At 67.1% G+C, this 22774-nt stretch carries 23 protein-coding genes, 2 pseudogenes and 1 riboswitch; of the genes and pseudogenes, 10 read left to right on the top strand and 15 right to left on the bottom strand.

Going from position 1 to position 22774, the window contains the following annotated elements; all coding sequences use genetic code 11:
* The first annotated feature begins 29 nt into the window (after positions 1 to 29).
* From WDC87_RS15255 to WDC87_RS15240, 4 genes are all read left to right on the top strand, one after another.
* Positions 30 to 455 carry a hypothetical protein gene (locus WDC87_RS15255; RefSeq protein WP_061479368.1) on the top strand — a complete coding sequence of 142 codons (426 nt, stop codon included), beginning with the start codon at positions 30 to 32 and terminating at the stop codon, positions 453 to 455.
* A gap of 57 nt (positions 456 to 512) precedes the next feature.
* Entirely contained in the window at positions 513 to 950 is a 438-nt protein-coding gene (locus WDC87_RS15250) for a rhodanese-like domain-containing protein (protein ID WP_049416566.1), read from the top strand.
* A 100-nt stretch (positions 951 to 1050) separates the two neighbouring features.
* Positions 1051 to 1569, top strand: coding sequence for a protein-export chaperone SecB (secB, locus tag WDC87_RS15245; protein WP_252744273.1), 519 nt, complete (start codon positions 1051 to 1053; stop codon positions 1567 to 1569).
* A gap of 20 nt (positions 1570 to 1589) precedes the next feature.
* Positions 1590 to 2615 carry an NAD(P)H-dependent glycerol-3-phosphate dehydrogenase gene (locus WDC87_RS15240; protein ID WP_065195990.1) on the top strand — a complete coding sequence of 342 codons (1026 nt, stop codon included), beginning with the start codon at positions 1590 to 1592 and terminating at the stop codon, positions 2613 to 2615.
* 125 nt (positions 2616 to 2740) lie between these two features.
* Here WDC87_RS15240 and WDC87_RS15235 read toward each other — a convergent pair whose 3' ends face one another.
* Positions 2741 to 3217, bottom strand: a complete 477-nt coding sequence (locus tag WDC87_RS15235) for a nuclear transport factor 2 family protein (protein WP_252744272.1) — start codon at positions 3215 to 3217, stop codon at positions 2741 to 2743.
* A 114-nt stretch (positions 3218 to 3331) separates the two neighbouring features.
* On the opposite strand from WDC87_RS15235, the gene WDC87_RS15230 reads away from it, so the two are divergent.
* On the top strand, positions 3332 to 4006 hold the full coding sequence (locus WDC87_RS15230; protein WP_252744271.1) for an Ivy family c-type lysozyme inhibitor: 675 nt from the start codon (positions 3332 to 3334) through the stop codon (positions 4004 to 4006).
* Between the two features lie 60 nt (positions 4007 to 4066).
* Here the strand turns inward: WDC87_RS15230 and WDC87_RS15225 are convergent, their stop codons facing one another.
* The 5 genes and pseudogenes from WDC87_RS15225 to WDC87_RS15205 form a co-directional block, all read right to left on the bottom strand.
* The gene (locus tag WDC87_RS15225; protein ID WP_072167348.1) at positions 4067 to 4441 is read right to left on the bottom strand and encodes a hypothetical protein; all 375 of its coding nucleotides are present in this window, start codon (positions 4439 to 4441) and stop codon (positions 4067 to 4069) included.
* A 480-nt stretch (positions 4442 to 4921) separates the two neighbouring features.
* On the bottom strand, positions 4922 to 5953 hold the full coding sequence (gene arsB, locus WDC87_RS15220) for an ACR3 family arsenite efflux transporter (RefSeq protein WP_252744270.1): 1032 nt from the start codon (positions 5951 to 5953) through the stop codon (positions 4922 to 4924).
* Positions 5954 to 5966: 13 nt separating this feature from the next.
* Positions 5967 to 6470: an arsenate reductase ArsC gene (locus WDC87_RS15215; RefSeq protein ID WP_043034987.1), complete on the bottom strand. Its 504-nt coding sequence runs from the start codon at positions 6468 to 6470 to the stop codon at positions 5967 to 5969.
* A 36-nt stretch (positions 6471 to 6506) separates the two neighbouring features.
* Positions 6507 to 6926 (bottom strand): annotated as a pseudogene (gene arsN2, locus WDC87_RS15210) (arsenic resistance N-acetyltransferase ArsN2); the annotation flags it as partial.
* Position 6927: 1 nt separating this feature from the next.
* On the bottom strand, positions 6928 to 7257 hold the full coding sequence (locus WDC87_RS15205) for a metalloregulator ArsR/SmtB family transcription factor (RefSeq protein ID WP_134968525.1): 330 nt from the start codon (positions 7255 to 7257) through the stop codon (positions 6928 to 6930).
* A 17-nt stretch (positions 7258 to 7274) separates the two neighbouring features.
* Between WDC87_RS15205 and arsH the strand changes: the two genes are divergently transcribed.
* Positions 7275 to 8003, top strand: coding sequence for an arsenical resistance protein ArsH (gene arsH / locus WDC87_RS15200; protein ID WP_227836879.1), 729 nt, complete (start codon positions 7275 to 7277; stop codon positions 8001 to 8003).
* Between the two features lie 15 nt (positions 8004 to 8018).
* On the opposite strand, the gene WDC87_RS15195 is transcribed toward arsH, so the two are convergent.
* The 3 genes and pseudogenes from WDC87_RS15195 to WDC87_RS15185 form a co-directional block, all read right to left on the bottom strand.
* Positions 8019 to 8705, bottom strand: a complete 687-nt coding sequence (locus tag WDC87_RS15195) for a hypothetical protein (RefSeq protein ID WP_088496695.1) — start codon at positions 8703 to 8705, stop codon at positions 8019 to 8021.
* Between the two features lie 156 nt (positions 8706 to 8861).
* A complete protein-coding gene (locus WDC87_RS15190; RefSeq protein ID WP_005420910.1) occupies positions 8862 to 9134 on the bottom strand; it encodes a hypothetical protein in 273 nt (90 codons plus the stop codon).
* Positions 9135 to 9329: 195 nt separating this feature from the next.
* Positions 9330 to 10265, bottom strand: a pseudogene (locus tag WDC87_RS15185) (DUF2268 domain-containing putative Zn-dependent protease).
* A gap of 215 nt (positions 10266 to 10480) precedes the next feature.
* Between WDC87_RS15185 and WDC87_RS15180 the strand changes: the two are divergent.
* The 3 genes from WDC87_RS15180 (at position 10481) to WDC87_RS15170 (ending at position 12797) form a co-directional block, all read left to right on the top strand.
* On the top strand, positions 10481 to 11056 hold the full coding sequence (locus tag WDC87_RS15180; protein WP_049465985.1) for an Ax21 family protein: 576 nt from the start codon (positions 10481 to 10483) through the stop codon (positions 11054 to 11056).
* A gap of 266 nt (positions 11057 to 11322) precedes the next feature.
* On the top strand, positions 11323 to 12294 hold the full coding sequence (locus WDC87_RS15175) for a Dyp-type peroxidase (protein ID WP_252744269.1): 972 nt from the start codon (positions 11323 to 11325) through the stop codon (positions 12292 to 12294).
* A gap of 86 nt (positions 12295 to 12380) precedes the next feature.
* Entirely contained in the window at positions 12381 to 12797 is a 417-nt protein-coding gene (locus tag WDC87_RS15170; RefSeq protein ID WP_072167331.1) for a hypothetical protein, read from the top strand.
* A gap of 96 nt (positions 12798 to 12893) precedes the next feature.
* On the opposite strand, the gene pnuC is transcribed toward WDC87_RS15170, so the two are convergent.
* From pnuC to WDC87_RS15145, 5 genes are all read right to left on the bottom strand, one after another.
* On the bottom strand, positions 12894 to 13466 hold the full coding sequence (gene pnuC / locus WDC87_RS15165; protein WP_111201259.1) for a nicotinamide riboside transporter PnuC: 573 nt from the start codon (positions 13464 to 13466) through the stop codon (positions 12894 to 12896).
* A gap of 8 nt (positions 13467 to 13474) precedes the next feature.
* Positions 13475 to 15664, bottom strand: a complete 2190-nt coding sequence (locus tag WDC87_RS15160) for a TonB-dependent siderophore receptor (RefSeq protein ID WP_252744268.1) — start codon at positions 15662 to 15664, stop codon at positions 13475 to 13477.
* 70 nt (positions 15665 to 15734) lie between these two features.
* Positions 15735 to 15830: riboswitch (TPP riboswitch) on the bottom strand.
* Between the two features lie 98 nt (positions 15831 to 15928).
* On the bottom strand, positions 15929 to 17053 hold the full coding sequence (locus WDC87_RS15155; RefSeq protein WP_252744267.1) for a phosphotransferase: 1125 nt from the start codon (positions 17051 to 17053) through the stop codon (positions 15929 to 15931).
* A gap of 129 nt (positions 17054 to 17182) precedes the next feature.
* Complete coding sequence (locus WDC87_RS15150; protein ID WP_053497758.1) at positions 17183 to 17575, bottom strand: glycine zipper 2TM domain-containing protein; 393 nt, start codon at positions 17573 to 17575, stop codon at positions 17183 to 17185.
* A 467-nt stretch (positions 17576 to 18042) separates the two neighbouring features.
* Positions 18043 to 18681, bottom strand: coding sequence for a response regulator transcription factor (locus WDC87_RS15145; RefSeq protein ID WP_005420808.1), 639 nt, complete (start codon positions 18679 to 18681; stop codon positions 18043 to 18045).
* Positions 18682 to 18756: 75 nt separating this feature from the next.
* Here WDC87_RS15145 and WDC87_RS15140 point away from each other — a divergent pair, with 75 nt between their 5' ends.
* Positions 18757 to 22356, top strand: a complete 3600-nt coding sequence (locus WDC87_RS15140) for a transporter substrate-binding domain-containing protein (protein WP_252744266.1) — start codon at positions 18757 to 18759, stop codon at positions 22354 to 22356.
* Here WDC87_RS15140 and WDC87_RS15135 read toward each other — a convergent pair.
* Complete coding sequence (locus WDC87_RS15135) at positions 22350 to 22751, bottom strand: c-type cytochrome (RefSeq protein WP_053497753.1); 402 nt, start codon at positions 22749 to 22751, stop codon at positions 22350 to 22352. The two genes, WDC87_RS15140 and WDC87_RS15135, sit on opposite strands and share 7 nt — an antisense overlap.
* Between the last annotated feature and the right edge of the window lie 23 nt (positions 22752 to 22774).

Raw genomic sequence — 22774 nt, 5'->3', positions numbered from 1 at the left:
GGCAGGCTGACGTTCTGGGGAAACCACCGATGCGCCGCCTCATCCAGTTCCTGATGTATTCCCTGCTGCTGGCCAGTGCCGTGGCCTCGGCCGACGACCTCAGCCGCAAGCAGCGCAAGCTGCTGGAAGAGACCCAGATCGCCTACGGGGCGACCATCCGCTGGGGCAGCATGGACGATGCCATCGGCTACCTCGACCCCAAGCTGCGCAAGGAAAAGCCGCCGACCGAGTTCGAGCTCAACCGTTACGCGCAGCTGCGCGTGTCGTCCTATCGCGAGCGCAGCAGCGCCTCGCTGGACGGTGGCCTGGTCGAGCGCCGGGTCGAAATCGGGGTGATCAACCAGAACACCCAGGCCGAGCGCACCGTGGTCGTGGTCGAGCGCTGGCGCTGGGACCCGGAGGCCAAGCGCTGGTGGCAGACCGCCGGCCTGCCGGACCTGTGGAAGGGGCAGTGACGGGCCGCGTCCGGCTTGTGCGACAATCGGCGCCCGCTTAATCGACCCGTGACCTGAGTGAATTACGAAGAGTTGCTGGCCTTTGCAGGCCGAAACCCGATGCTGTCCGCGGCCCTGGTCGGCCTGACCGTGGCCATCATCGTCACCGAGATCCGCCGCCTGTTCCGGGGCTTCAAGGGCATCAAGCCCGCCGAACTGACCCAGCTGATCAACGCGGGCGGCACGGTGGTGGTCGACCTGTCGGCCAGCGGTGACTTCGAGAAGGGCCACATTGCCGGCAGCCGCAACGCCCAGGCCAGTGCCTTCGGCCCGGAAAACAAGCTGGTGGCCAACGCCAAGCAGTCGCCGGTGGTGCTGGTGTGCCGCAGCGGCAACGCTTCGGAAACCGCCGCCAAGGCGCTGAAGAAGGCCGGTTTCGAGAAGGTCTACGTGCTCGACGGCGGCATTCCCGCCTGGCAGCAGGCCGAACTGCCGCTGGTCAAGGGCCGCAACTGATTGTCGCAGGTGGCGGATCCGGCCTTGTCTGGGCCGGGTCCCGCCCCCATCGCAGTAGTTAGACCATCGTTTTCATTGCATTCACCTGGAGTTACTGGAAATGTCCGAAGAGATCACCAACAGCGCCGCTGCGCCGGTCGATGCCGCTACCGGCCCCGCTTTCACCGTCGAGAAGATCTACGTCAAGGACGTCTCCTTCGAGTCGCCGAACGCGCCGACCATCTTCAATGACCAGGTGCAGCCGGAGCTGCAGCTGAACCTGAACCAGCAGGTGCAGCGCCTGGGTGAGAACGCCTTCGAAGTCGTGCTGGCCGTGACCCTGACCTGCCAGGCCGGTGAGCGCACCGCCTACGTGGCCGAAGTGAAGCAGGCCGGCGTGTTCGGCCTGGTCGGCCTGGACCCGCAGTCGATCGACGTGCTGCTCGGCACCCAGTGCCCGAACATCCTGTTCCCGTACGTGCGCCAGCTGATCAGCGACCTGATCCAGGCCGGCGGCTTCCCGCCGTTCTTCCTGCAGCCGATCAACTTCGAAGGCCTGTACGCAGAAACCCTGCGCCAGCGCCAGGAGCAGGGCGACGCACCGTCGCTGGCTGACTCCGAGCCGGCCGGCAACGCCTGATTCCTGCCGCGACGTCACGGATGAGCACTCCCGCTGACAAGATCGCCGTGCTGGGCGCCGGTTCCTGGGGAACCGCCCTGGCCAGCCTGCTCGCACGGCACGGTCACCCGACCGTGCTGTGGGGGCGCGACGCGGCCGTGGTCGAGGCCATCGACCAGCGCCACGAGAACCCGCGCTACCTGCCGGGCATCCCGCTGCCGGACAGCCTGCGTGCCACCACCGATCTGGCGTCGGCGGTGCAGGGCGCGGCCTGGATCCTGGTGGTGACGCCGTCGCACGCGTTCGGCGAGACCGTGCGTGCGCTGGCGCCGCTGCGACCGGCCGGTGCCGGCGTGGCCTGGGCCACCAAGGGCTTCGAACCCGGTTCGGGCCGTTTCCTGCATGAAGTGGCGCGCGAAGTGCTGGGTGAGGATGTGCCGCTGGCCGTCGTCACCGGGCCGTCGTTCGCCAAGGAAGTCACCCAGGGCCTGCCGACCGCGATCACCGTGCACGGCGACGTGCCCGAGTTCGCGCAGACGGTGGCCGAGGCGATGCATGGCCCGGCGTTCCGCGCCTACACCGGCGACGACATGGTCGGTGCCGAGCTGGGCGGCGCGATGAAGAACGTGCTGGCGGTGGCCACCGGCGTGGCCGATGGCATGCAGCTGGGCCTCAACGCCCGTGCCGGCCTGATCACCCGTGGTCTGAACGAGATGCTGCGCCTGGCCGCTGCGATCGGCGCCAAGCCGGAAACGCTGATGGGCCTGGCCGGCCTGGGCGATCTGGTGCTGACCTGCACCGGCGACCTGTCGCGCAACCGCCGCCTGGGCCTGGCCCTGGGCCGCGGCCAGACGCTGCAGGATGCAGTGCGCGAGATCGGCCAGGTGGTCGAGTCGGTGCAGACCGCCGACGAAGTGATGCGACAGGCGCGCCGTCATGGCATCGACCTGCCGATCTCCGACGGTGTGCGTGCCGTGCTGCATGGCGAGCAGACCCCGGAAGAAGGCTTGCGCGCACTGCTGGCGCGGGAACAGAAACCGGAGTATCCGGACACGCTGTTCAAGTGAATCGAAAAACCCCGGCCACGCGCCGGGATTTTTTTATGTGCGTGCCCTATCCACGCATGGCGTGGATCTACTGCCGAACCCGCTTCTGGTAGCTGCCAACCTTGGTTGGCGCCCGGCGGCAGCAATCACCGCGCCCGCGGCGGCGCGCTGGTGTTGTCCATGTCCGAAAAGATCAACCACGGCCCATCGTCCACGCGCTTCAACGTGAGCGTGAACTTGCCGGTATCGCCCACGTTGTTGCCGTAGCTGTACGCACCGACGATGTAGCCCGTGTTGCCCTCCATCGAATACGCCAGCGCACGCAGCCGCAACGGGCTGCCGCCCTGGCCGGCATACGCGGCCTCGATCGCGCTGCGTCCGCGCACGGGCGGCTGGTTGCTCTGCAACACAAAGCCATCCTCGGCGAACAGCGCAGCCAGTGCCTTGGCATCACCCGTGCGCCACGCCTGCTCGTAGTCGCGCAGTACACGGTCCAGCGGTGCGGGCAGCGCTGCGTCCGGGAGCGACTGCGCAGGCTTCGCGTTTCCTGCATCGTGAGCAATTGCCGACGATGCCAGCAGCAGAGCACTGCAGAAGATCATGGCGAGTCGTGTCCGGCGCATGCGTCTGGCTCCAGGCGATGACGGGAAGCTGCGAACGCATCCTGGCACGGTGCTGGTTAGAATCACGCGGCCGCCGATTCGGCGGACGCAGCGCAGATCAGACAAGGACACGGAATGAAGATGCGAATCACAGGGATGGCGATGATGGCCGCGCTGCTGGCAGCCTGCGGACAGGCGCCGGAGAAGACTGGCGGGACTGCACCTGCTGCGGCGCCAGCGCCGACCACCGAAGCACCGGCCGCCGCGGCGACGGTGGTCGAGGAGGAACCGTCCGCCGAAGACGGCGTGGCCCCCTCGGTGTGGGACAACGAAGGCGAACCGGAAGACCCGGGCGCCGGCGGCGAACTGACCTGCGCGGACAACCCGCTGGCGACCCACTTCTTCACCCTGGTGGGCGGCAACACCGTGGACGACTGTGGCCGCAAGGATCCGAAGGTGCTGGCCGCGTTCAACGCCCTGATGAAGAACACGGCCGCAGCCGAATCCGCCGACAAGGAGATTCCATCGCTGCGCGAACGCCTGTTGAGCGGGCCCAGCGGTCCTGGCGAACTGGTAGTGCTGCAGGGCGAGCCGTGGTGGTTCTACACCGCCTGCCAGGCCCACGACTGCCCCGGCACCGCGTTGGCGATGCTGTACGCACCCACGCAGGCGAAGATGGTCGGCCGTCTTACTGCGCGCTGCCGTGTGTGGTGGCTGGGCGAGCCGACGGCGGAACAGCGTGTGCAGATCGAACAGCGCCAGCCACTGCAGGATGCCGCGCTGAAGGAAGACAGCGCGCTTTGCGAGTGATGTGGCGCGCGCCGCAGCGCCGGGCCGTGCCCGGCGTTGCAGTGAGCGTTGTTCCCCGTGTCACCCTTCCGGGCGCATGCGTGCGCTGACCTGTGCGGTCAGCGACAGACTGGCCATCATCAGGCCCTCCATCACGCGGTCGCCCACGTACTCCTCGTCGGGACCGTTCTGGCGCACGCGCCCGGCAGCCAGCAGCATTTCCAGCGCCACGCGCAGGCCGGTCAATGCGCAATCCGCGTCGGCCAGCGCCATGCGGCGGCCGGGCATCTGATGACGTTCGGGCCAGGGTTGGCCGTCGGCGGCGGCGCCCTTGCCGATGCGGTCGAGGGTGGCGATGAAACCGAGAGGATCCTGCTGGTGCGGTGCTTCCGAAGGCGCGTCCGCGTTGGCGGGCACGTATTGCGTGCGTAGTCGGGAGGATTCGGGTGTGCTCATGGCAATGCTCCGTGCAGGACAGACGGCAGCCGCCACACAAAGGTGGCGGGCGGAGACGTGGCTCGAAAACCGGGCGCTTGTTGAAACCGGCAGGCACAGGGCCTCCACGCTCCGCCCGCCATAGCCGGCAGACGGATTGCCCGCCGGCGCCACGAGGGGTGACGCCGGCGGGCAAGCGTTGTTAAACAAGCGCACGGGTTTTCGAAGCCCGGCCATCCTTTTTCGATGGCACGTCATCTGTACGCGTGCTGCTGCGCGGTGCCAATCAGAACAGTTGCATTCAACGCTTGATCAAAGACGCTTTCGGCATTTTTGCACGCTGTTAAGCTGTCGCAGACGCAGGCGCCGCAACGGCCGTAGCGGCATGGGGAATATGCGACATGGGTCGAAGTTGATGACGTGGCGTACGGGCACCCCACCAAGTCGATGACGACAGTGCGGGGCGAAGAACGCAATTCGACTCCCACACACTTTGATCTGTCAGTGCTCTTCGCATCTCTCGTACCAGGCTTGTGTACGGTTCACGATCCGCACCACGGACAGCATGACCGGTACCTCGATCAGCACACCCACCACGGTGGCCAGCGCCGCTCCCGAGTGCACGCCGAACAGTCCCACCGCTGTGGCCACAGCCAGTTCGAAGAAGTTGCTCGCACCAATCAGCGCTGACGGGCCGGCCACGCAATGCGCCACGCCCAGACGGCGGTTCAGAAGGTAGGCCAGGCCCGAAGTGAAATAGACCTGGATCAGGATCGGCACCGCAATCAGCGCGATCACCAGCGGTTGCTTCACGATCTGCTGGCCCTGGAACCCGAACAGCAGCACCAGCGTCAGCAGCAGCGCGGACAGGGACAGCGGGCCCAGCCGTCGAAGCGCGCGCTGCAGGCCCGCCTCGCCGCTGCGCGAAAGCATCCAGCGCCGAAGCAACGCGGCCACCAGCACGGGCACCACGATGTAGAGGCCAACCGACAACAGCAGCGTGTCCCAGGGCACAGTGATCGCCGACAGGCCCAGCAGCAGCGCAACCACCGGCGCATACGCGACCACCATGATCGCGTCGTTCAAGGCCACCTGGCTCAGGGTGAAGTTGGCATCACCGCGGCACAGGTTGCTCCACACGAACACCATGGCGGTGCAGGGCGCGGCCGCCAGCAGGATCAAACCGGCGATGTAGCTGTCGATCTGTGCTGCGGGCAGCCAGTCCGCGAAGGCATGGCGCAGGAACAGCCAGCCCAGCAGCGCCATCGAGAACGGCTTCACGGCCCAGTTGATGAACAGTGTCACGCCGATGCCCTTCCAGTGCTGCTGCAACTGGCCCATCGCAGTGAAGTCGACCTTCAGCAGCATCGGGATGATCATCAGCCAGATCAGCACCGCAACCGGCAGGTTGACTTTGGCCACTTCGGCGGAGGCCAGCACCGCGAAGGCATCGGGCAGGACGTGGCCCAGCAGCGTGCCCATCGCAATGCACAGCACAACCCACAGCGTCAGGTGTCGCTCGAACAGGCTCATGGCAGTGGCACCGTCATTGTGCGCCGTCGGTCGGCAGCAGCTGGCCGATCCGGTCCAGCGCGTGCTGCAGCGCTTCGCGTTCGGACCACACCGATTCGGGCAGTGCGAGCAGCGCGCGCAGGCGCGTTTTCACGATGGCATGGGCCAGTGCGAAGGCCGCGGCCTTGTCGGCATCGCTGCCTGCCACGGCGGCCGGATCAGGCAGGCCCCAGTGGCTGCGGATGAAGTCACCGAACACCACAGGGCAGGCTTCGGCAGCGGCCGCGTCACACACGGTGATCACCAGATCCATCGGGGCTGCATCCACGAACTCATCCCACGACTTGCTGCGCAGCCCTTCAACGGGCATTCCTTCGGCCTGCAGCTGGGCGAGCGCGAAGGGATTGATCTGGCCAGTGGGCTGGCTGCCCGCACTGAATGCGCTGAAGTGATCGCCGCCCCAGGCGCGCAGGGTGGCTTCAGCCAGCACGCTGCGCGCGCTGTTGCCGGTGCAGAGGAACAGGACATTGCGGGTCATGTGGCTTCCGTGGTCAGTGAGTGGCTTGGACATGCACAGCGCGCTGGCCGGGCAGAGACGAGTGAACTCGGCAGAGCTGCGGATCGCCTCCGCTATCTGCGCGCGATCGCATCCGGCATAGCCGTGCCGCGCGAACCACGGGCCTGCCGACGTTGTCAGCAGCACCAGTTCCCTGACCTGCATGCGGCGGGCCATGTCCTCGGCCGCTGACAGCAACGCGCGCCCAAGGCCGGTATTGCGTCGGTCATCTGACACCACCAGTGAGCGAAGCAGGGCCGACGCGCCGAAGATCTGCAATCCAACGGCACCCACGGGAATGCCGTCGAGGTCTGCGACGAGAAACGCCACCTCGCTGCTTTCCAGATCGGCCACGGGCAACTGCGCCTGCCGCAGAAGGTCGCGGATGGAGCACAGGTCGTCGCGCGTGCCTGCACGAATCACCGGATCGGGTTTCATCTCAGCACCTGCATGCCGGTTCGGTGACCGCGCACCGCTCATCCGGGGAGCCCGCGCAGCAGTTGTGCGTCAGGTACTGGATCAAGCCGTTCATCGCATCGAAGTTGGCGCGGTAGCAGACGTGGCGGCCTTGGCTTTCGCTCTCCACCAGCCCGGCCTGCACCAGCTCCTTCAGGTGGAAGCTGAGCGTGGCTGGGGGTACCTGCAGGGCCGTGGCGATGTCGCCCGCCATGCGCCCTGCCGGGCCCGCCTCCACCAGCAGTCGGAAGGCAGCCAGGCGGGTGGCATGGCCGAGGGCGGTCAGGGCAGCGATTGCATTCGACGTTTCCATATTTCTAGAATAATCGAATGAATAAGCCAATCACAAGCCTGGACCTGCCCAACCTGGCGGAATCGTCATTGCCCCAGCCCAATCATCACCAGCTCGCCGCGGCAGATCTGGGGCCGCCACGCATTCTCCTGCTCTACGGCTCGCTGCGGCCCCAGTCGTTCAGCCGCAAGCTGGCGCTGGAAGCCGAGCGGCTGCTGCGCCACCTGGGGTGCGATACCCGGGTGTTCGATCCGCATGCGCTGCCGATGCTGGACAGCGTGGACAGGAATCACCCCGAAGTGCGGCGACTGCGCGAATGGTCACAGTGGTCGGAAGGGCAGGTCTGGGTCAGCCCCGAGCGGCATGGCACGGTCACCGGCGTGTTCAAGAACCAGATCGACTGGTTGCCGCTGGAAGATGGCAGCGTGCGGCCGACGCAGGGCAGGACGCTGGCGGTGATGCAGGTGAGCGGCGGCTCGCAGTCGTTCAACACCGTCAACACGTTGCGCGTGCTCGGCCGCTGGATGCGCATGCTGACCATCCCCAACCAGTCGTCGGTGGCCAAGGCCTGGCAGGAATTCGATGACGACGGCCGGATGAAACCCTCGCCGTACTACGACCGGGTGGTGGACGTGATGGAGGAACTGGTGAAGTTCACGCTGCTGACGCGGGGCCGGTCGGACTACCTGGTGGACCGCTACAGCGAGCGGAAGGGCGACGCGCACGCCGCGGCATTGGCGCGGGCTGCAGGGGCTACGGCTTCCTGAGTTCCAGTACGCGCGCTACCTGCTCGCGCGCTGCGCGCCCTTGCTGTTCTCGTCCTTTGCATCGCCACGGCTCTGCGCGAACGCCGGGAACGTCTTCGCGATCGAATCCTTGTCCGGCAGGATGTAGAACACGCCGCCCTTCTCGAACGTGGAGTGCACGATCTGCTCGTAGAACGCCGGCGAGACGTTGATGCAGCCGTGGGTGACGCGGTTGTCGTCCGGCGTCGGCGTCGCCAGTCGTTCGGCGCGCTTTTCCTTCGGGGTGCCCGGCGGCAGCGGATGCATCGACACGGCGGAATCATAGTCCACCCACAGCACGCGCCCGGCATCGTCGGAGGGGCCATAGGCGCCGATGAAGCGGCCCGCAGGGGTGGTGCGGTCGTGGCCGGGAATCGCGCTCAGGGCAAGCTTGGCGACGCCGGGTGCGGAATGATCGCCGATGGCCGAACCGAACAGCGCCGGCGCGGCGCCGCGCAGCTTGCCGTCGCCGCCGAAGACCAGGACCTGCGCCGCGGCCTTGTCCATGATCGCGAACGGATAACCCTGGTTGTCCTTGCTGGCGACCACCCAGCCGGCCAGCTCGATCACTGTTTCGGAGACGCTCTGGTCGGGCGGAAGTTCATCAACGGCGGCCGCCGGTGCTGCGGGTGCGTCCTTGTCCCTGGCGTTGGCTGCGCCGCTGCATGCAACGGCCAGTGCCATGGCCAGAGCGGCATGGAAGGCGCGGCGTGCAGGGGAGGAGGAGGTACGAATGGGAAGGCTCCTGGCAATGCAATCCTGGTGGAAGGAGGCCAGTGGCCGGCGAGGGCCACTGGTTCCCGATACAGAGGTGGATCAATTCAAACGGTGAGGGAGCGATCAGCCGCGCGGCTTGCGTCCGACGGGTGCCCTTTCAAGCTGCTGCACGCGGCCTTCGATCTGGTCCAGGCGCTGGTTGGCCTGCTGTGCCGACTGGTTGGCGGACTCGGCACTCTGTGCAGCGCCCTGCACCTTTACATCGAGCTGATCGAGGCGCGAGTTGATGGTTGCGAACTCGTCCTTGTAGGTGGCACAAGCGCCAAGGCTCACGGTGGCGATGAGCGCTACAGCAAGTGCGCGGGCCGTCTTCATGTGTTGCGGGTTCAGGTTCATTGCACTCCCTCCTTCGTCTGGGGAAGCTGGAATATAGCGGCGTTTGTTCCCCACGCTGACAAGCGCTTTCAGCTGAAGTTGGAAGACGTGGAAGGGTTGTGAAATATGTTCATCAGCAAAGCTTAACGAGTGAGATTAGGCGAGCTGATGTGCACAGAGGCGATGGCCTTGCGGTTGCTCGAATCGCCCAATTCATCAGCCTGAAGACGGCTTCATTCCTACCCGTTTTCCACTGGCCCACACGCCGGGCGCCGGCGCACTTTCCGGACGCACCGTCAGCAGCGTGGCGACGGCACCAGCTTTGTCATCGGCGCGGGCAACGTAGTCAGCGGCAATGCAGTAGCCGATCCAGTAGCCAAGATCGCCGCGGCGCGTTTCGTCGCCCGCTCCGTTGTAGAGCCATTGCGACAGATCAGTACCAGCGCTGTCCCGGGCGAACTGGCGTTCCAGGGCGCATTCGCGGCCCTGCGTCCAACGACGCAGATGCGCGTTGGACGGTTGCCCCGAGATCAGTTCGCCCACGTACTCGGCGCCGCCTTCAAGCAACGTCTGATAGAGCAGGGTGGGCTGCGCGACATCGACGCTCGCACCGGGCTGCTGCACGTGCACGTACTCATGGGCAATCAGGTGCACGAATCGATCGCCGATGTCGGGCTGCATACAGTCGGCGTGGCACAGTGCCTCCAGTCCGATCACCACGCCGTCGGGCGTGGTGACACCGCCGCTGTTTCCCCGACCCACCAGCACGGTGACCGGCGGAAAACGTGCGGAGGGAATCAGAGTGCCCAACCGATCGAGTGCCTTGGCAACCCGCTCGCGGATCTCCGGCAGCGCCGTCGCACAGGTACGTGCTTTGGCAAACAGCGCAGGTCTGCGCTGGATCGCATCTGCAAGACGATCCATCGAGCCGATACGGCTGTCAGTGAAGCTGCGTAGTGCATCCGTACCCGCATGCAGATAGCCGCGCTACAGATCGTCGGCATTCGGCTTCCCTCCGCTTGCATCCAGCACGCTGAAGAAGCGCGTGACATCGTCGGTCTGAATCACGATGCGCCCGGAAGGGCGGGTACGCTCGGCTGCGTTGGCTACCTGCAGCATCATCGGCAGGGCGAAGAGCAGCAAAGCCCGCACTGTGCGCCGGGCATGAAGCGGAAACAGCAGTGACGCGACTGATGCGTGCGGCATGAGGAGTTCCCTGAACGCCAGCCTTATTTATACACCAGTCAGTTCAATATTCAGGGTCGATTAGACCCCCTAACGGATAATTCACACCTGTCGACCGCCCCCTCTCTCTCCCCCTCCCGGGAGGCGGCCGACGAAACCAAAATAATTAAAGGTGTGTCCCGATGAACAAGAATTCGCTGCTCGCCCTGGGCCTTCTGGCTGCCCTGCCGTTCGCTGCATCGGCAACCGATGGCCTGTCGTACAACTACGTTGAAGGCGGCTACGTGAACACCGATGCCAAGGGCGGCGACGCCGATGGCTGGAAGGTGAAGGGTTCCGTGGCGGTGCACCCGAACTTCCACATCTTCGGCGACTACAGCGCGCAGGAGACCGACACGTTCAAGAATGACGTCGACCAGTGGCGCATCGGTGCCGGCTACAACTACGGCATCGCACCGAACACCGACCTGGTCGCCCGTGTCGCGTACCAGAAGTTCGACATGAAGCACGGCCTGGACTTCAACGGCTACTCCACCGAAGTCGGCGTGCGCACCGCGTTCAACCCGTACGTGGAAGGCTACGTGATGGCCGGCTACGAGGACTACACCAAGAAGCACGGCATCAACCCGGACGGCGAGTTCTACGGCCGCGTCGGCGCCACCGCCAAGTTCAACCAGAACTGGGGCCTGAGTGGCGAAGTGAAGCTGGCCAAGGCCGGCGACCGCGAGTGGTTCGTGGGCCCGCGCTTCACCTGGTAACAAACGCCCGTCGTTGGAGCGTGTTGTGCTGGCGTGTGACTCTCTCTCTCTCCCACACGCCAACCGAAGCCCGGCCTCGCGCCGGGCTTCTTCTTTTGTGTGCGTCCGGAGAGTGCAGGGCCGCAGCAGTTCCATGTAGCGCGGGAATGCACGGTGCTGCTCGCAGGACGGAACGAGAAACGCTCCGTCGCCGGTCAGGCGGTTCCGCTATGATCCCGGCACGTCGCCATTGACGATGCACCCGCCTCAAGCCAGCAGGAACTGCCGTGAATTCCCAGCCCGCACCGATCACCGCCCTCAACCACACGCTCGACAAGCCGCAGCAGATCACCGCACCGCTTACCCATTCGGCGGTGTTTCTGGTGCTGAAGGTGAAGGATGACGAGGCGTCGATCGCCAAGGCACGCGAGGTGCTGGCCAGCACCGATGACCTGATCAAGAACACCGCCATCCGCGAGATCGAGCGCACCTTCACCTGCAACGTGGCCATCGGCCATCGCGTGTGGCAGCCGCTGGTGGGCTCCACGCCGCCACGCGAGCTGAAGCCGTTCCGCGAGATCAAGGGCGCGACCCACACCGCTGTGGCCACGCCCGGTGACCTGCTGTACCACATCCGCGCACGTACCATGGACCTGATCGTGGCGTTCGAGCGCAACCTGCTGATGGCCTTCGGTGATGCGGTGGAAGCGGTCGATGACGTGGCCGGCTTCCGCTACTTCGATGGCCGCGATCTGCTGGACTTCGTCGACGGCACCGCCAACCCGGAAGGACTGTCGCTGCCGGAAGCCACCATTGTTGGCGATGAAGACCCGGAGCATGCCGGCGGCAGCTACGTGGTGGTGCAGAAGTACCTGCACAACCTCGATGCCTGGCGCGCGCAGAAGACCGAGGCGCAGGAGGCGATCATCGGCCGCACCAAGCACGACAACATCGAGCTGGATGATGCGCCGGCCGATGCGCAGAAATCGCACAAGACGCTGTGCACCATCGAAGACGCCGACGGCGAGCACGAAATCCTGCGCGACAACATGCCGTTCGCCAACCCGGGGCGCGGCGAGTACGGCACCTACTTCATCGGCTACACGCGCCGCCTGTGGGTGATCGAGAAGATGCTCGAGCGCATGTTCATCGGCAATCCTGCGCCGCTGCACGACCGCATCCTCGACTTCTCCACCGCCACCACCGGCGTGACCTTCTTCGCGCCCTCGCGCAAGGTGCTGGCCGACCTGGGCGAGTGATCGCGCCGGGCCATCACGGCCCGCCATCTGCCTGTCATCTATGGCGCCGACCATGGCGCGCTGGATGGGAGCGCAGGAGGCAGGCGATGGCCATGGCAGGGAACAGGACCGGCATCCGCCGCTGGTGGCGGCGTCTGGCTGCGGTGTTCGGCACACTGGCACTGGGGAGTGCCGCGGCGTCCGCACACGAAGCCCCTGCGCACTGGATGGCCTACGCCGCCGCCGTGGGTGGCCAGCTGCAGCAGCGCCTGCAGCAGGAACAGGACCCGCAGGCGCAGCGCGTGGTGGAGTGGCTGCGTGCACACCCGGATACACCCACGCCGCTGCCGGTGAGCCTGTGGATTGCGGCGGACGGCCGCATCTCGAAGCTGGAGTTCGACAGCCTGGGTGACCGCGAGGTGGATGCGGACCTGCGCGTGACGTTGCAGGCCGCGCCGTTGCAGGCGGCTCCGCCGGCCGACATGCGCCAACCGCTGCGATTGGGTCTGGTGCTTGACCGGTAGATCCACGCCGTGCGTGGATGGGCCTACCGGTGACCCTTCAGCCACGCATGGCGTGGCTCTACTGTGGATGGCCAGCGCACAGCCCGGCCATCCGCATCAACGAACCGGCGCCACCTGCGGTTCGCGCGCGGCCGCGCTCCATGCACGCAGGCCGAACACGGCCAAGCCCAGGAAAAACACGTACAGCGCGGCAGTTACGTGCAGCGACTTGAACAGGTACGCACCCACATAGACTACGTCCACGGCGATCCATACCCACCAGCAGGCGACGTGGCGGCGCGCCTGCCACCACTGGCCGACCAGGCTCAGTGCGGTCAGCATCGCGTCCAGCCACGGCAGCGCGGCATCGGTGAAGGTGTGCATGGCCGCACCCAGCGCCACGCCACCGCACAGGCCGAAGGCCAGGTCGCGCAGCAGCTTGCCTCGCGCCAGTGGCACGAGGCGGATGCTGCCCTCATCGGCGGCGTGCTGGCGCCAGTTGAGCCAGCCGTAGACCAGGAAGCCACCGAAGGCGACCTGCAGCAGCGTGTCCGAGTACAGCTTGGCCTCGGCGAACACCAGGCCATACAGCGTGACCGACAGCAGGCCCACCGGCCATGCAGACAACCGGCGCCGGGCCATCAGCCAGACGCCGAGCACGCTGCACAGCGCGGCGCTCCACTCGAGCATCACGCTGCTCACAGCGCGAACGTCACCGACAGGCGCGCCTGTCGCGGTGCGCCGGGGAACAGGTAATAGTCACCGCCGCTGCTGCCGGTATCGCGCCAATAGAAGCGGTTGAACACGTTGTCCACCGACAGGTTCCAGGTCACCGCACGCTCGTGCAGGCGATGCTGGAAACGCAGGCCGGCATCGAAGACCGCGTAGTCCGGCGCGCGCACGGCGCCGTCGGCGCGTGCCACGTTGGCACCGGCATAGCGCCAGCCGCCAGTGACATCCAGGCCCTGCACGAACGGCAGTGCATAGGCCACGTGCACGCTGGCACGCACCTTCGGCACGTTCACCAGCTGATGGCCTTCATAGGTGGGCGTGCCGGTATCGCGCGCGCGCGCCTGCAGCACGCTGGCGCTGGCCACGATCTGCAGTGCATCGGTCAGCTGGCCGTTGGCGGTCAGCTCCAGGCCGGTGTGGGTCTGCGTGCCTTCCTCGACGAAGGTGTAGCCCACATCGCTGTTGTCGGGCTTGGCGTACTGGTAAGGCTGCGAAATGCGGAACACCGCCGCACCCAGGGTCAGCGCTTCGACCGGCACGTACTTCACGCCCACTTCCAGCTGGCGCGACTGTACCGACGGCAGGAAGGTGTCGGCGTTGCTGGTCCAGAACGGCGCTTCCTGGCCCAGCGAAATGCCGCGCACGTAACTGGCGTAGGCGTTGAGCTGGTCGGTGGCTTTCCACACCACCGCAGTCTGTGGCAGGAAGCGCGACAGGCGGCTGTGCCGCTGCGGGATGCCGCGCTTGTCGTAGGCGCGCTCGTCCAGGCGGACGAAGCGGCCACCGGCCAGCCACTGCCAGTCGTCACCGAAGCTGATCCGGTCCAGCGCGAAGAACGCGGTCTGGCGACTGTCCAGGCGCCGTGCGGAAGGGCCCGGCATCTTCGGCGACGGCGCGAACACCGGCACCGGTGCGTCGTGGATGTTGCTGGTGCCGACGTACTCGTTGACGCTCGGGCGCCTGTCCACGGTGCGGCGGAAGTAGTCGGCACCGACGGTCAGCTGGTGGCCGATGCTGCCGGTCTCGAAGCGGCCACGCAGTTCGGCACGGGCCTGCTGGTTCTGGCGGGTGTCGTCCGGGCTGCGGTAGTCGTAGATGTCATAGTCGCCGTTGGGCGCGAAGTAGTTGCCCGGCACGCTGCCATCGGCACATTGCGCGGCGTAGTAGCAGCCGTAGGCGAAGGCGACGTTGTCGTCGATCACCGAGCGGCTGTGGCCGACCGAGACGCGCGACTGCCAGGCCTCATTGAAGTCGTAGGTGTGCAGCGCAGTGATGTTGGTGCTGGCGATATCCACCGGGCGCTGCCACGGCTGGTAGCCGAGCAGATGCTCGCGGTCGACACCGCGCGGCAGGTCACGCGCGCCCAGCAGCTGGTAGCCGGACACCGAGCGCTGCGCGCTGGTCTGATAGTTGGCATCCACTTCCAGCTTGCCGCGCTCGCCGATCAGCCAGTCGGCGGCCAGCGAGTAGAAGTTGCGGCGGCCATCGGCATGCTCGACGTAGGAATTGCTGGAATCCCATGCGGCATTCAGGCGCAGGCCGAAGCGCGGGGTGATCCAGTGGCCGACATCGACGGCGATGTAGCGCGAGCCTTCCGAATCGGTACCGAGCGTGGCGGTGCGCACTTCGGCCGGGCGCTTGCCGATGTAGTTGATGATCCCGCCCGGCGCCATCACCCCTGCCGCCAGCCCGGCTTCACCCTTGAGGATCTCCACCGACTGCACGTTCTCCAGCGCCAGGCGCTGTTCGCCGGCGATGGACAGGCCGTTGAAGCGGTAGCCGGTGGCGGCGTCCAGGGCGAAGCCGCGGATGGCGATGTTCTGGTAGTAGCCCACAGGCGCGTAGGCATCACCCAGCGAGGCATCATTGCTGGCCAGCTCGGACAGCGAACGTAGCTGGCGGCGGTCGAGATAGTCGCGCTCGAGCACGTTCACCGAAGCCGGCGTGTCCTTCCAAGAACCGCCACCGAAGGCGTTCACGCGCGAGGTATCGGCCTTCGGCTTGCCGGCCTGCACGCGCACCGCCGCCAGTTCGGTCGGCGAGCGCTCGGCGCCGGTGGCAGCCGCATCAGGGGATGCCTCGGCCTCGCTGGCGTGCAGTGGCAGCGCAGCGCAGAGGGCGAGGGAGAGCAGGGTGGGGCGCAGGCAGCGGTTCATTCGGTTCGTCTTCGGACAACAAGGGAGACGAAGCGACGGCGCGCAGGTGCACCGGCCCATGACGGGGGTGTGGCTGCGGCTCAAAGCTCCCTACGCCGGTGCAAACCGGATCAGGTTCCAAGGGACTCTCTCAGCCTGGCAGATCCAGGCACCCCCGCTTCAGGTGACCATTTCACTACAAATGGTACGGATTTGCGAGCGCCACCCAGGGTCAGATCCCCTTCCTGCGGAAAGGGATCTGACTCCAACGCTGCGTCAACCGGATCACGCGGCGGCGTGCAGGGCCTGCAGCAGTGCCTGCCCCGGGGCGGCATGGAACCACGCCGGATGGCCAAGCATGAAGGGCTGCCACGCCACGTCGGCATTGGCGGTCGAGCCGGTGACGCCCTCGAAATACTCCACTTCGGACAGTGCGAAGTCGAAATGCACCATCGGCAGCAGGTCGGCCAGCAGGTGCACGCGTGCCGCCGACAGCGGCAGCACCTCGCGGTAGCCATCGAGCAACGCCAGCGCGATATCGACGCGCACGGCCTCCATGCCGCGCGCCAGCTCCAGCCATGCCACGGCGTTGCGCTCGATGGCGGTGGCCAGGTCGAACAGTGCGCTGGTGGGCGAGGTCAGGCCGAAATCCAGCACGGTGCTGACCTGCCCGTCGCGCCAGAGCAGGTTGGAGACATGCCAGTCGTTGTGCGCCCACAGCCGTGGTTCGTCGCGCAGGCGCTCGGCCAGGCCCGTGTGCCACGGCAGCACGTCACGCCGCAACTGCGCTTCCCACGGAATGCGCGCGAGATAGCGGGCCAGGCCGGGGCGCTCGTGCAGCCCTGCCTTGATTGCCGCCACCGGATCGTCGGCGCGGATCAGATCATCGCGCGCGACCAGCAGATGGGTGCTGCGCTGGGGCGCACGGTAGCCGTCGGCGGCACGGTGCAGCTGGGCCAGCATGCGTCCGGCTTCACGGGCCTGCGCGACGTCGGTCAGCAGCGACCACGACACCGCGTCGCGGTACAGGTCGTCGCCTACGCCGACGTCGTGCAGTTCAAACGTCCATTCGCCGTGTTCGACTGCGGTGTGACCATCGGTCGCTGCCAGCACCTGTGCCACCGGCACGCCAGCAGCGTCGAGATGGGCGATGAAGCGGTGCTCTTCCTCCAGGCAGGCCGCGTTGCGCACGCTGTGGTGATGGCGCTTGATGAACACCGCGCCGCGCGTGCCATCGACGATGGCGGCAGCCGACAGCGGTCGCGGGCTGTGCCAGCGCGGTTGGCTGCCGCTGTGCAGCTGCGGATAGCACTGCCGCAACCACGCGATGTCCGCCGCGCTGATCGGTGGCCAGTCGGCAGCGACCTCGTCGTTGTTGAGGCCCTGCACGCGGTGGGAGGAAGACGTCATGCCGCAGCCCGAGAGGGGAAAGTCACATCCAAGGCTGCGCATTCAACGCCATGCGCGCGGCCAACGCAAACGGGCGGGTCATCGACCCGCCCGTCTCCGCCATCGGCAGGGGTAGCGCCGCCCTGCCGCTTACCAGCCGCGATGGCGACCGCGGTCGTGGTAGTAGCGGTTGTCGTAGTAACGCTCGCGCTGCCAGCGGCGGTCGTCGCCACGGTTGTAGTAGCCGCTGCGGTAGTAGCCACGATCGTAGCGGCGGTCGTAGCGATTGTCGTAATAGCGACGGTCGCGGCGGTCGGAGGTGGTCAGATTGCCGATTGCGCCACCGGCCACGGCACCGCCGACGGTGGCCGCAGGGTCGCCGTTGGAGAGCAGGTTGCCGGCCACGCCACCGACCACGGCGCCGACCAGGGTGCGCTTGTCCTTCCTCGACATCGCGCTGGCATCGCTGACCACGGCGACACCGGCAACCAGCGCCAGGGCCATCGCCAGACCACGGAAGCTGAGTGTGGAAGTACTGAGCATGTTCGTTCTCCTGTGAGGTGCATGCCACGCTGGGCAGGGAGGGCGCGGGGCGCCCCGGCTGCCGTGATGTCCACGCTGGCGTTCCAACATTGCCGGAACATTGCCTGGTGCACCGAGCGGCTTGCGCATTCATCTAGCGGCAGGCGGCATGAAGCAAGGCTGAAAGCGGCTGCGGCCGCTCAGCTGGCGGAAAGGAAAAGGGCCGCGGAGGTGGCCCCTCCCTTCTCTGCCAAGGCGTTGGCATGTCCGACGCCCATCGCTTTCTGGGCCTGCCGCGCCTGCTCCTGCGGGGTCTCCTGCTGCGGCCGCAGCACGTCAGGCGCGCTCTGGCACCGCACCGCGGCGAAGCGCCAGGCTCTGCCCGCTGGCGGCCCGCGTCTCCACGGTGACGCGGCTGGCGGCCGGACATGCGCCGGTCGATTCCTTCGACCTCGCATTGTTGCCGGTGCGATTATGTGAATCGCGTCTCAAATTTTCCCGTCACGCAGATAGTCGAACAATTCGGCATCGCCCTTCAGCCCCAGCTTGAGCATCGCATCGCCCTTCTGCCGGCTGATGGTGCTGACGCTCTTGTGCAGCAGCAGCGAAATCTCCTTGACCGTCATGCCGGTGCCGAGCAAGCGCAGCACCTCCACCTCGCGCGGGGACAGCGGCTTGCCGTCGCCCTCGCGCATGCGCCAGCTGCCGGCCGCCTCCACCCGTTCGCGCAGGCTGCGGCTGATGTAGGGCTGGCCGCGGTAGACCGACTGGATGGCCTGTGGCAGTTCGTCCATCGACGAACTCTTGTCGACCAGGCCGAGCACGCCGCTGTCGAGCACCATGCGCAGGATCGCCAGGTTGCTGGAGACGCTGAGCATCAGCACGGGCAGGTCGGGATGGCGGCGGCGGATCATGCCGATCATGGCGAAGCCGTCGGCCTGCGGGCTGCCCGGCATGGAGTAGTCGGTGACCAGCAGGTCACAGGGCTGGCTGGCGAGCAGGGTCATCAGCGCCTGCGCGCTGTCGGCCTCGCCGACCACGCGGCCGACGCCGCTCGACTCGATGACGGCGCGGGTACCGATACGGACCACGGGGTGATCGTCTGCGATGATGATGCGCAAGCTCATGCTCTAGTATGGCCATCGGGCACGCCGGACCGCGACCATCGCGGTCCCTGGCAGGATTCTAGGAGATCGACGCAGATGCGTAGGTGGGCTGTTCGCGGGCTGCTCCTGCTGCTGGCGGTGCTGGCGCTGCCCGTGGCCCAGGCACAGCCGGCCCCTGGCCTGCTGCCGCTCAGCCCGTTGCAGCGCGAATACCTGGTGGCGCATCCGACCATCGTTGTCGGGCAGTATGACAGCGGCTGGCCGCCCTTCGAGTCCCTCCGTGATGGCGAGCAGGTCGGGCTGGGACCGGACTACCTGTCGCATCTTGCTCGCCAGCTCGGTGTGAAGGTCGAGGCGCGCCGCTATCCGGACTGGACATCCGTGCTGGATGCGGCATGTCGTGGCGAGATCGACGTGGTGATGAATGTCGGCCTCAGTGCCGACCGCACCCGCTGCATGGTCTATACCGCCGCCTACAGTGAGGCGCCGCTCGCACTGGTGGGCCGGCCCGATGACCTGCGTGCCTCCGACATGCCGGACCTGGATGGGCTGAGGGTGGTGATCGAACAGGACTTCCTGACCGGTCCGCAGGTGCGCGCCCGATTCCCGCGTGCCCGCCAGCTTGTCGCAAACGACACGTTGAGCGCATTGCAGATGGTCAGAGACGACAAAGCGGACGTCTACATCGGCAATGCCTTCGTCGCCACCGAGCTGATTGCCAGCCGGCGCCTGCAGGGCGTGGCGCTGTTGCGGCCAAGCGACCTGCCCCCTGAACGGTTGCACTTCGGCATTCCCAACAGCAAGCAACCCCTGGCCGAAGCCCTGGACCTGGCGCTGGCCGCGACCAGCCAGGCCCAGCGCGATGCCCTCGCACAACGCTGGTTGTCACCGCCGCACTGGTCGGCATCGGCGCAGCTGGCGCTGAGCCAGGCCGAGAAGCGTGTGCTGGAGCAGCCGCTGATGATCGGTTTCGCGCCGAATGCCGCGCCCCTGTCGTTCACCGGCGAGGATGGCCGGCCCAGTGGCCTGGCCAGCGAGTACCTGCAGCGCCTGATGCAGGCCGGTGCCAACCTGAAGGTCGAGAACAGCCACGACTGGTACGAGGTGCGTGAGAAGGCCCGCCGCGGTGAACTGCAGGCGGTGATGGGCATACCCGTTGATTCGCGCTACCTGGGCCCGGACTGGGTGTTCAGCCAGCCCTTCATCAGCGTGCCGAACGTGATTGTGGTCAGGAGCGATGGCGAGTCGCTGCTGGGCCTGGCCGACCTGCAGGGCAAGCGCGTGCTGCTGTCCGACCCGGAGCGCGTGCGTGGCTATGTGCAGCAACAGGCGCCGCAGGCCCGGATCATTGCTGCGCGGAGTGCCGAGCAGGCGCTGCAGCGCCTGCTTGAGGGTGAAGCCGATGCCTATGTCGGCAACCTTGCCGTGGTCGATCACCTGCTGCGCAGCCGTTTCCCGGGGCGGATGCAGGTCGCGGCTCCGGCCGGTTTCAACGACCAGCTGGCGCTGGCAGTGGATCGCCGCCATGCGGCCCTGGCCACGACCTTCGATCGCCTGCTGCTGCAGATGACCCCACGCAAGCGCGAGGCGCTGCGCAGCGCCTGGCTGGCGGTGGAGTACCGCAATGGGGTCGACTGGAGCAATCTGCTGCGGTGGGGCGTGCCCGTGCTGATGGTGCTGCTGACCGCACTGCTGGTGCATGGCGTGGGCCATTGGCGGCTGCGCCGTGAGGTGGCAGGACGCCGCCAGCTGGAGCAGCGCCTGGCCGAGGTGACCGACAACCTGCCGGCGGTGGTCTACCAGGCCCGCCGCGATGCCGATGGCACGCTGAGCTTCCCGTTCATCGCCGGCGACCTGCCTGCGTTGTTCGGCATCACCCGGCAGCAGGCCGAACAGGATGCGAGGGTGTTGCTGGAACGCGTCGAGCAGGAGGACCGCGCGCGCATCCTGCATTCCATCGAGCAGGCCGCGCACCAGTTCGCGCCGTTGATCCTGGAGTTCCGCCTGCGCAGCGACGGGGAAGGCGTGCGCTGGGTGCGCAGCCAGGCCCATCCCTACGCCGCCGAAGAAGGCGCGGTGATCTGGAGCGGGTACTGGGTGGATGTAAGCGAAGCCCGGATGCAGGCCGATGCACTGGCGGCGGCGAAGGCGGACGCCGAGCAGGCCGCTGAGGCCAAATCGCGTTTCCTGGCCACGATGAGCCACGAGATCCGTACGCCGATGAGCGGCGTGCTGGGCATGCTGGAGGTGCTGGCGCACTCACCGCTGGACAGCGAGCAGCAGCGCATCCTCGGCGTGATCGAGGATTCGGCGCAGATGCTGCGGCAGATCCTCGACGACATCCTCGATTACTCGCGGCTGGAAGCGGGTGCACTGCGCCTGGAGCCGGTGCCGCAACCGCTGCGGCCCCTGCTGGAAAGCGTGTGCCGGTTGATGTCGGCGCAGGCCAGTGCACGCGGGCTGGAGCTGCACGTGCAGATCGACCCCCAGCTGGCGGCAGCGCACGAAGTGGATGGCGTGCGCCTGCGCCAGATCGTGTTCAACCTGCTCAGCAATGCCATCAAGTTCACTGCACGCGGCGAAGTGCGGCTGCAGCTGGAGGTACTGGGCCCGACCGCCGAAGACGGCAGCCAGCCGCTGTGCCTGAGCGTCACCGACACCGGCACCGGGATCGCACCGGAACAGCTGCGGCACCTGTTTGCGCCGTTCACCCAGGCCGGTGCCTACATCCAGCGCGACCATGGTGGTACCGGCCTCGGCCTGAGCATCTGCCAGCGCCTGGTGCAGATGATGGGCGGCGAGCTGGAGTTGCACAGCACGCTGGGCGAGGGCACCCGCGCCGAGGTGCGGCTGGCGCTGGTGGAGGCAGGCAGGGGTGACGTTGAAGCGCTGGTTGCGGAGCAGGAGCAGGCGGCGCTGCTGCCGCCGGCGCTGCGCGACGCACGCGTGCTGGTGATCGAGGATCACCCGACCAACCAGGCGATGATGGCGTGGCGGCTGCAGCAGCTGGGCGTACCCCATGTGCCGCTGGGCGATGGCCAGCAGGCACTGGACCGCTTGTCATCGGAGGCCTTCGATCTGGTCATTACCGACTGCCGCATGCCGGTACTCGACGGCTTCGGTTTCACCCGCCTGCTGCGCGAGCGCGAGGGCCGTACCGGCCAGCCGCGGCTGACGGTGCTGGCGCTGACCGCCAGCGTGCTGGACGACGATGCGCGCCGCTGCCGCGAGGCCGGCATGGACGAGGTGCTGGCCAAGCCGCTGTCGCTGGCCACGCTGCGCACCGCGCTGCTGCGCTGGCTGCCGCAGGCACAGGGCCAGTCGTTCGATGCGCCCGTGCAGGAGACTGTCGCCGACGACGCTGAAGTGCTGCCTGATCTGGCCACCCTGCAGCAGCGCTATGGCTCGCGCGCCGTGGCCGAGCAGCTGCGCGACAGCCTGCTGCAGGCCAGTGAAAGTGATCTGGCGGCGGTGCAGCGCGCCGTGCGGGCCGGTGACCGCGAGACTGCGGCGCTCCACCTGCATCGCCAGGCGGGCGGTCTGGGGGCGATCGGGGCAAGCGCACTGGCCGGGCAGGCCAACGCGCTGGTCGAGCGCCTGCAGGATGCGACCGAGGCCGATCCGGCACCGGTGTTCGCCGCTGTAACGGCGTTCGTGGAGCGCCTGCAGCACCAGCTGCAGCGACTGGGTCACTGAGCCGACTGCTGTTGCAGGTAGGCGATCACCAGCGCGCGGCGTTCGGCGCTGGGAAAGGCGTTGTACATGCGCGTGCCGGGCACCACGTGGGTGGGCGACTGCAGGAACGCGTCCAGGGTCTGCGCGCTCCAGGTGATGTCGGCGCGACGCATGCCGTCGGAATAGCCGTAATCGGGCAGGCTGCCGGCGCGACGGCCGATCACGCCGTGCAGGTTGGGGCCGAAGCGGTGGATGCCGCCAGGCTGCACGGTGTGGCAGCCTGCGCACAGTTCGAACGCGCGCTGCATGGCCTGCTGCCGGGCCTGTTCAGGCGTGGCCGGCGCCGCAGGCGGGCGCTGGCAGGCCGTGGCAAGCAGGGCCACGGCAACGGTGGTGAGCAGGCGGGAGGCACGCATGGGCGGGCAGGATAGCGGTGCGG

The sequence above is a fragment of the Stenotrophomonas maltophilia group sp. Smal12 genome (genome assembly GCF_037079935.1).
In the GTDB taxonomy this organism is placed as follows: Bacteria; Pseudomonadota; Gammaproteobacteria; order Xanthomonadales; family Xanthomonadaceae; genus Stenotrophomonas; species Stenotrophomonas sepilia.
The sequence above is the reverse complement of the archived record's forward strand: the minus strand, read 5'-3'. Positions and strand labels throughout refer to the sequence as shown.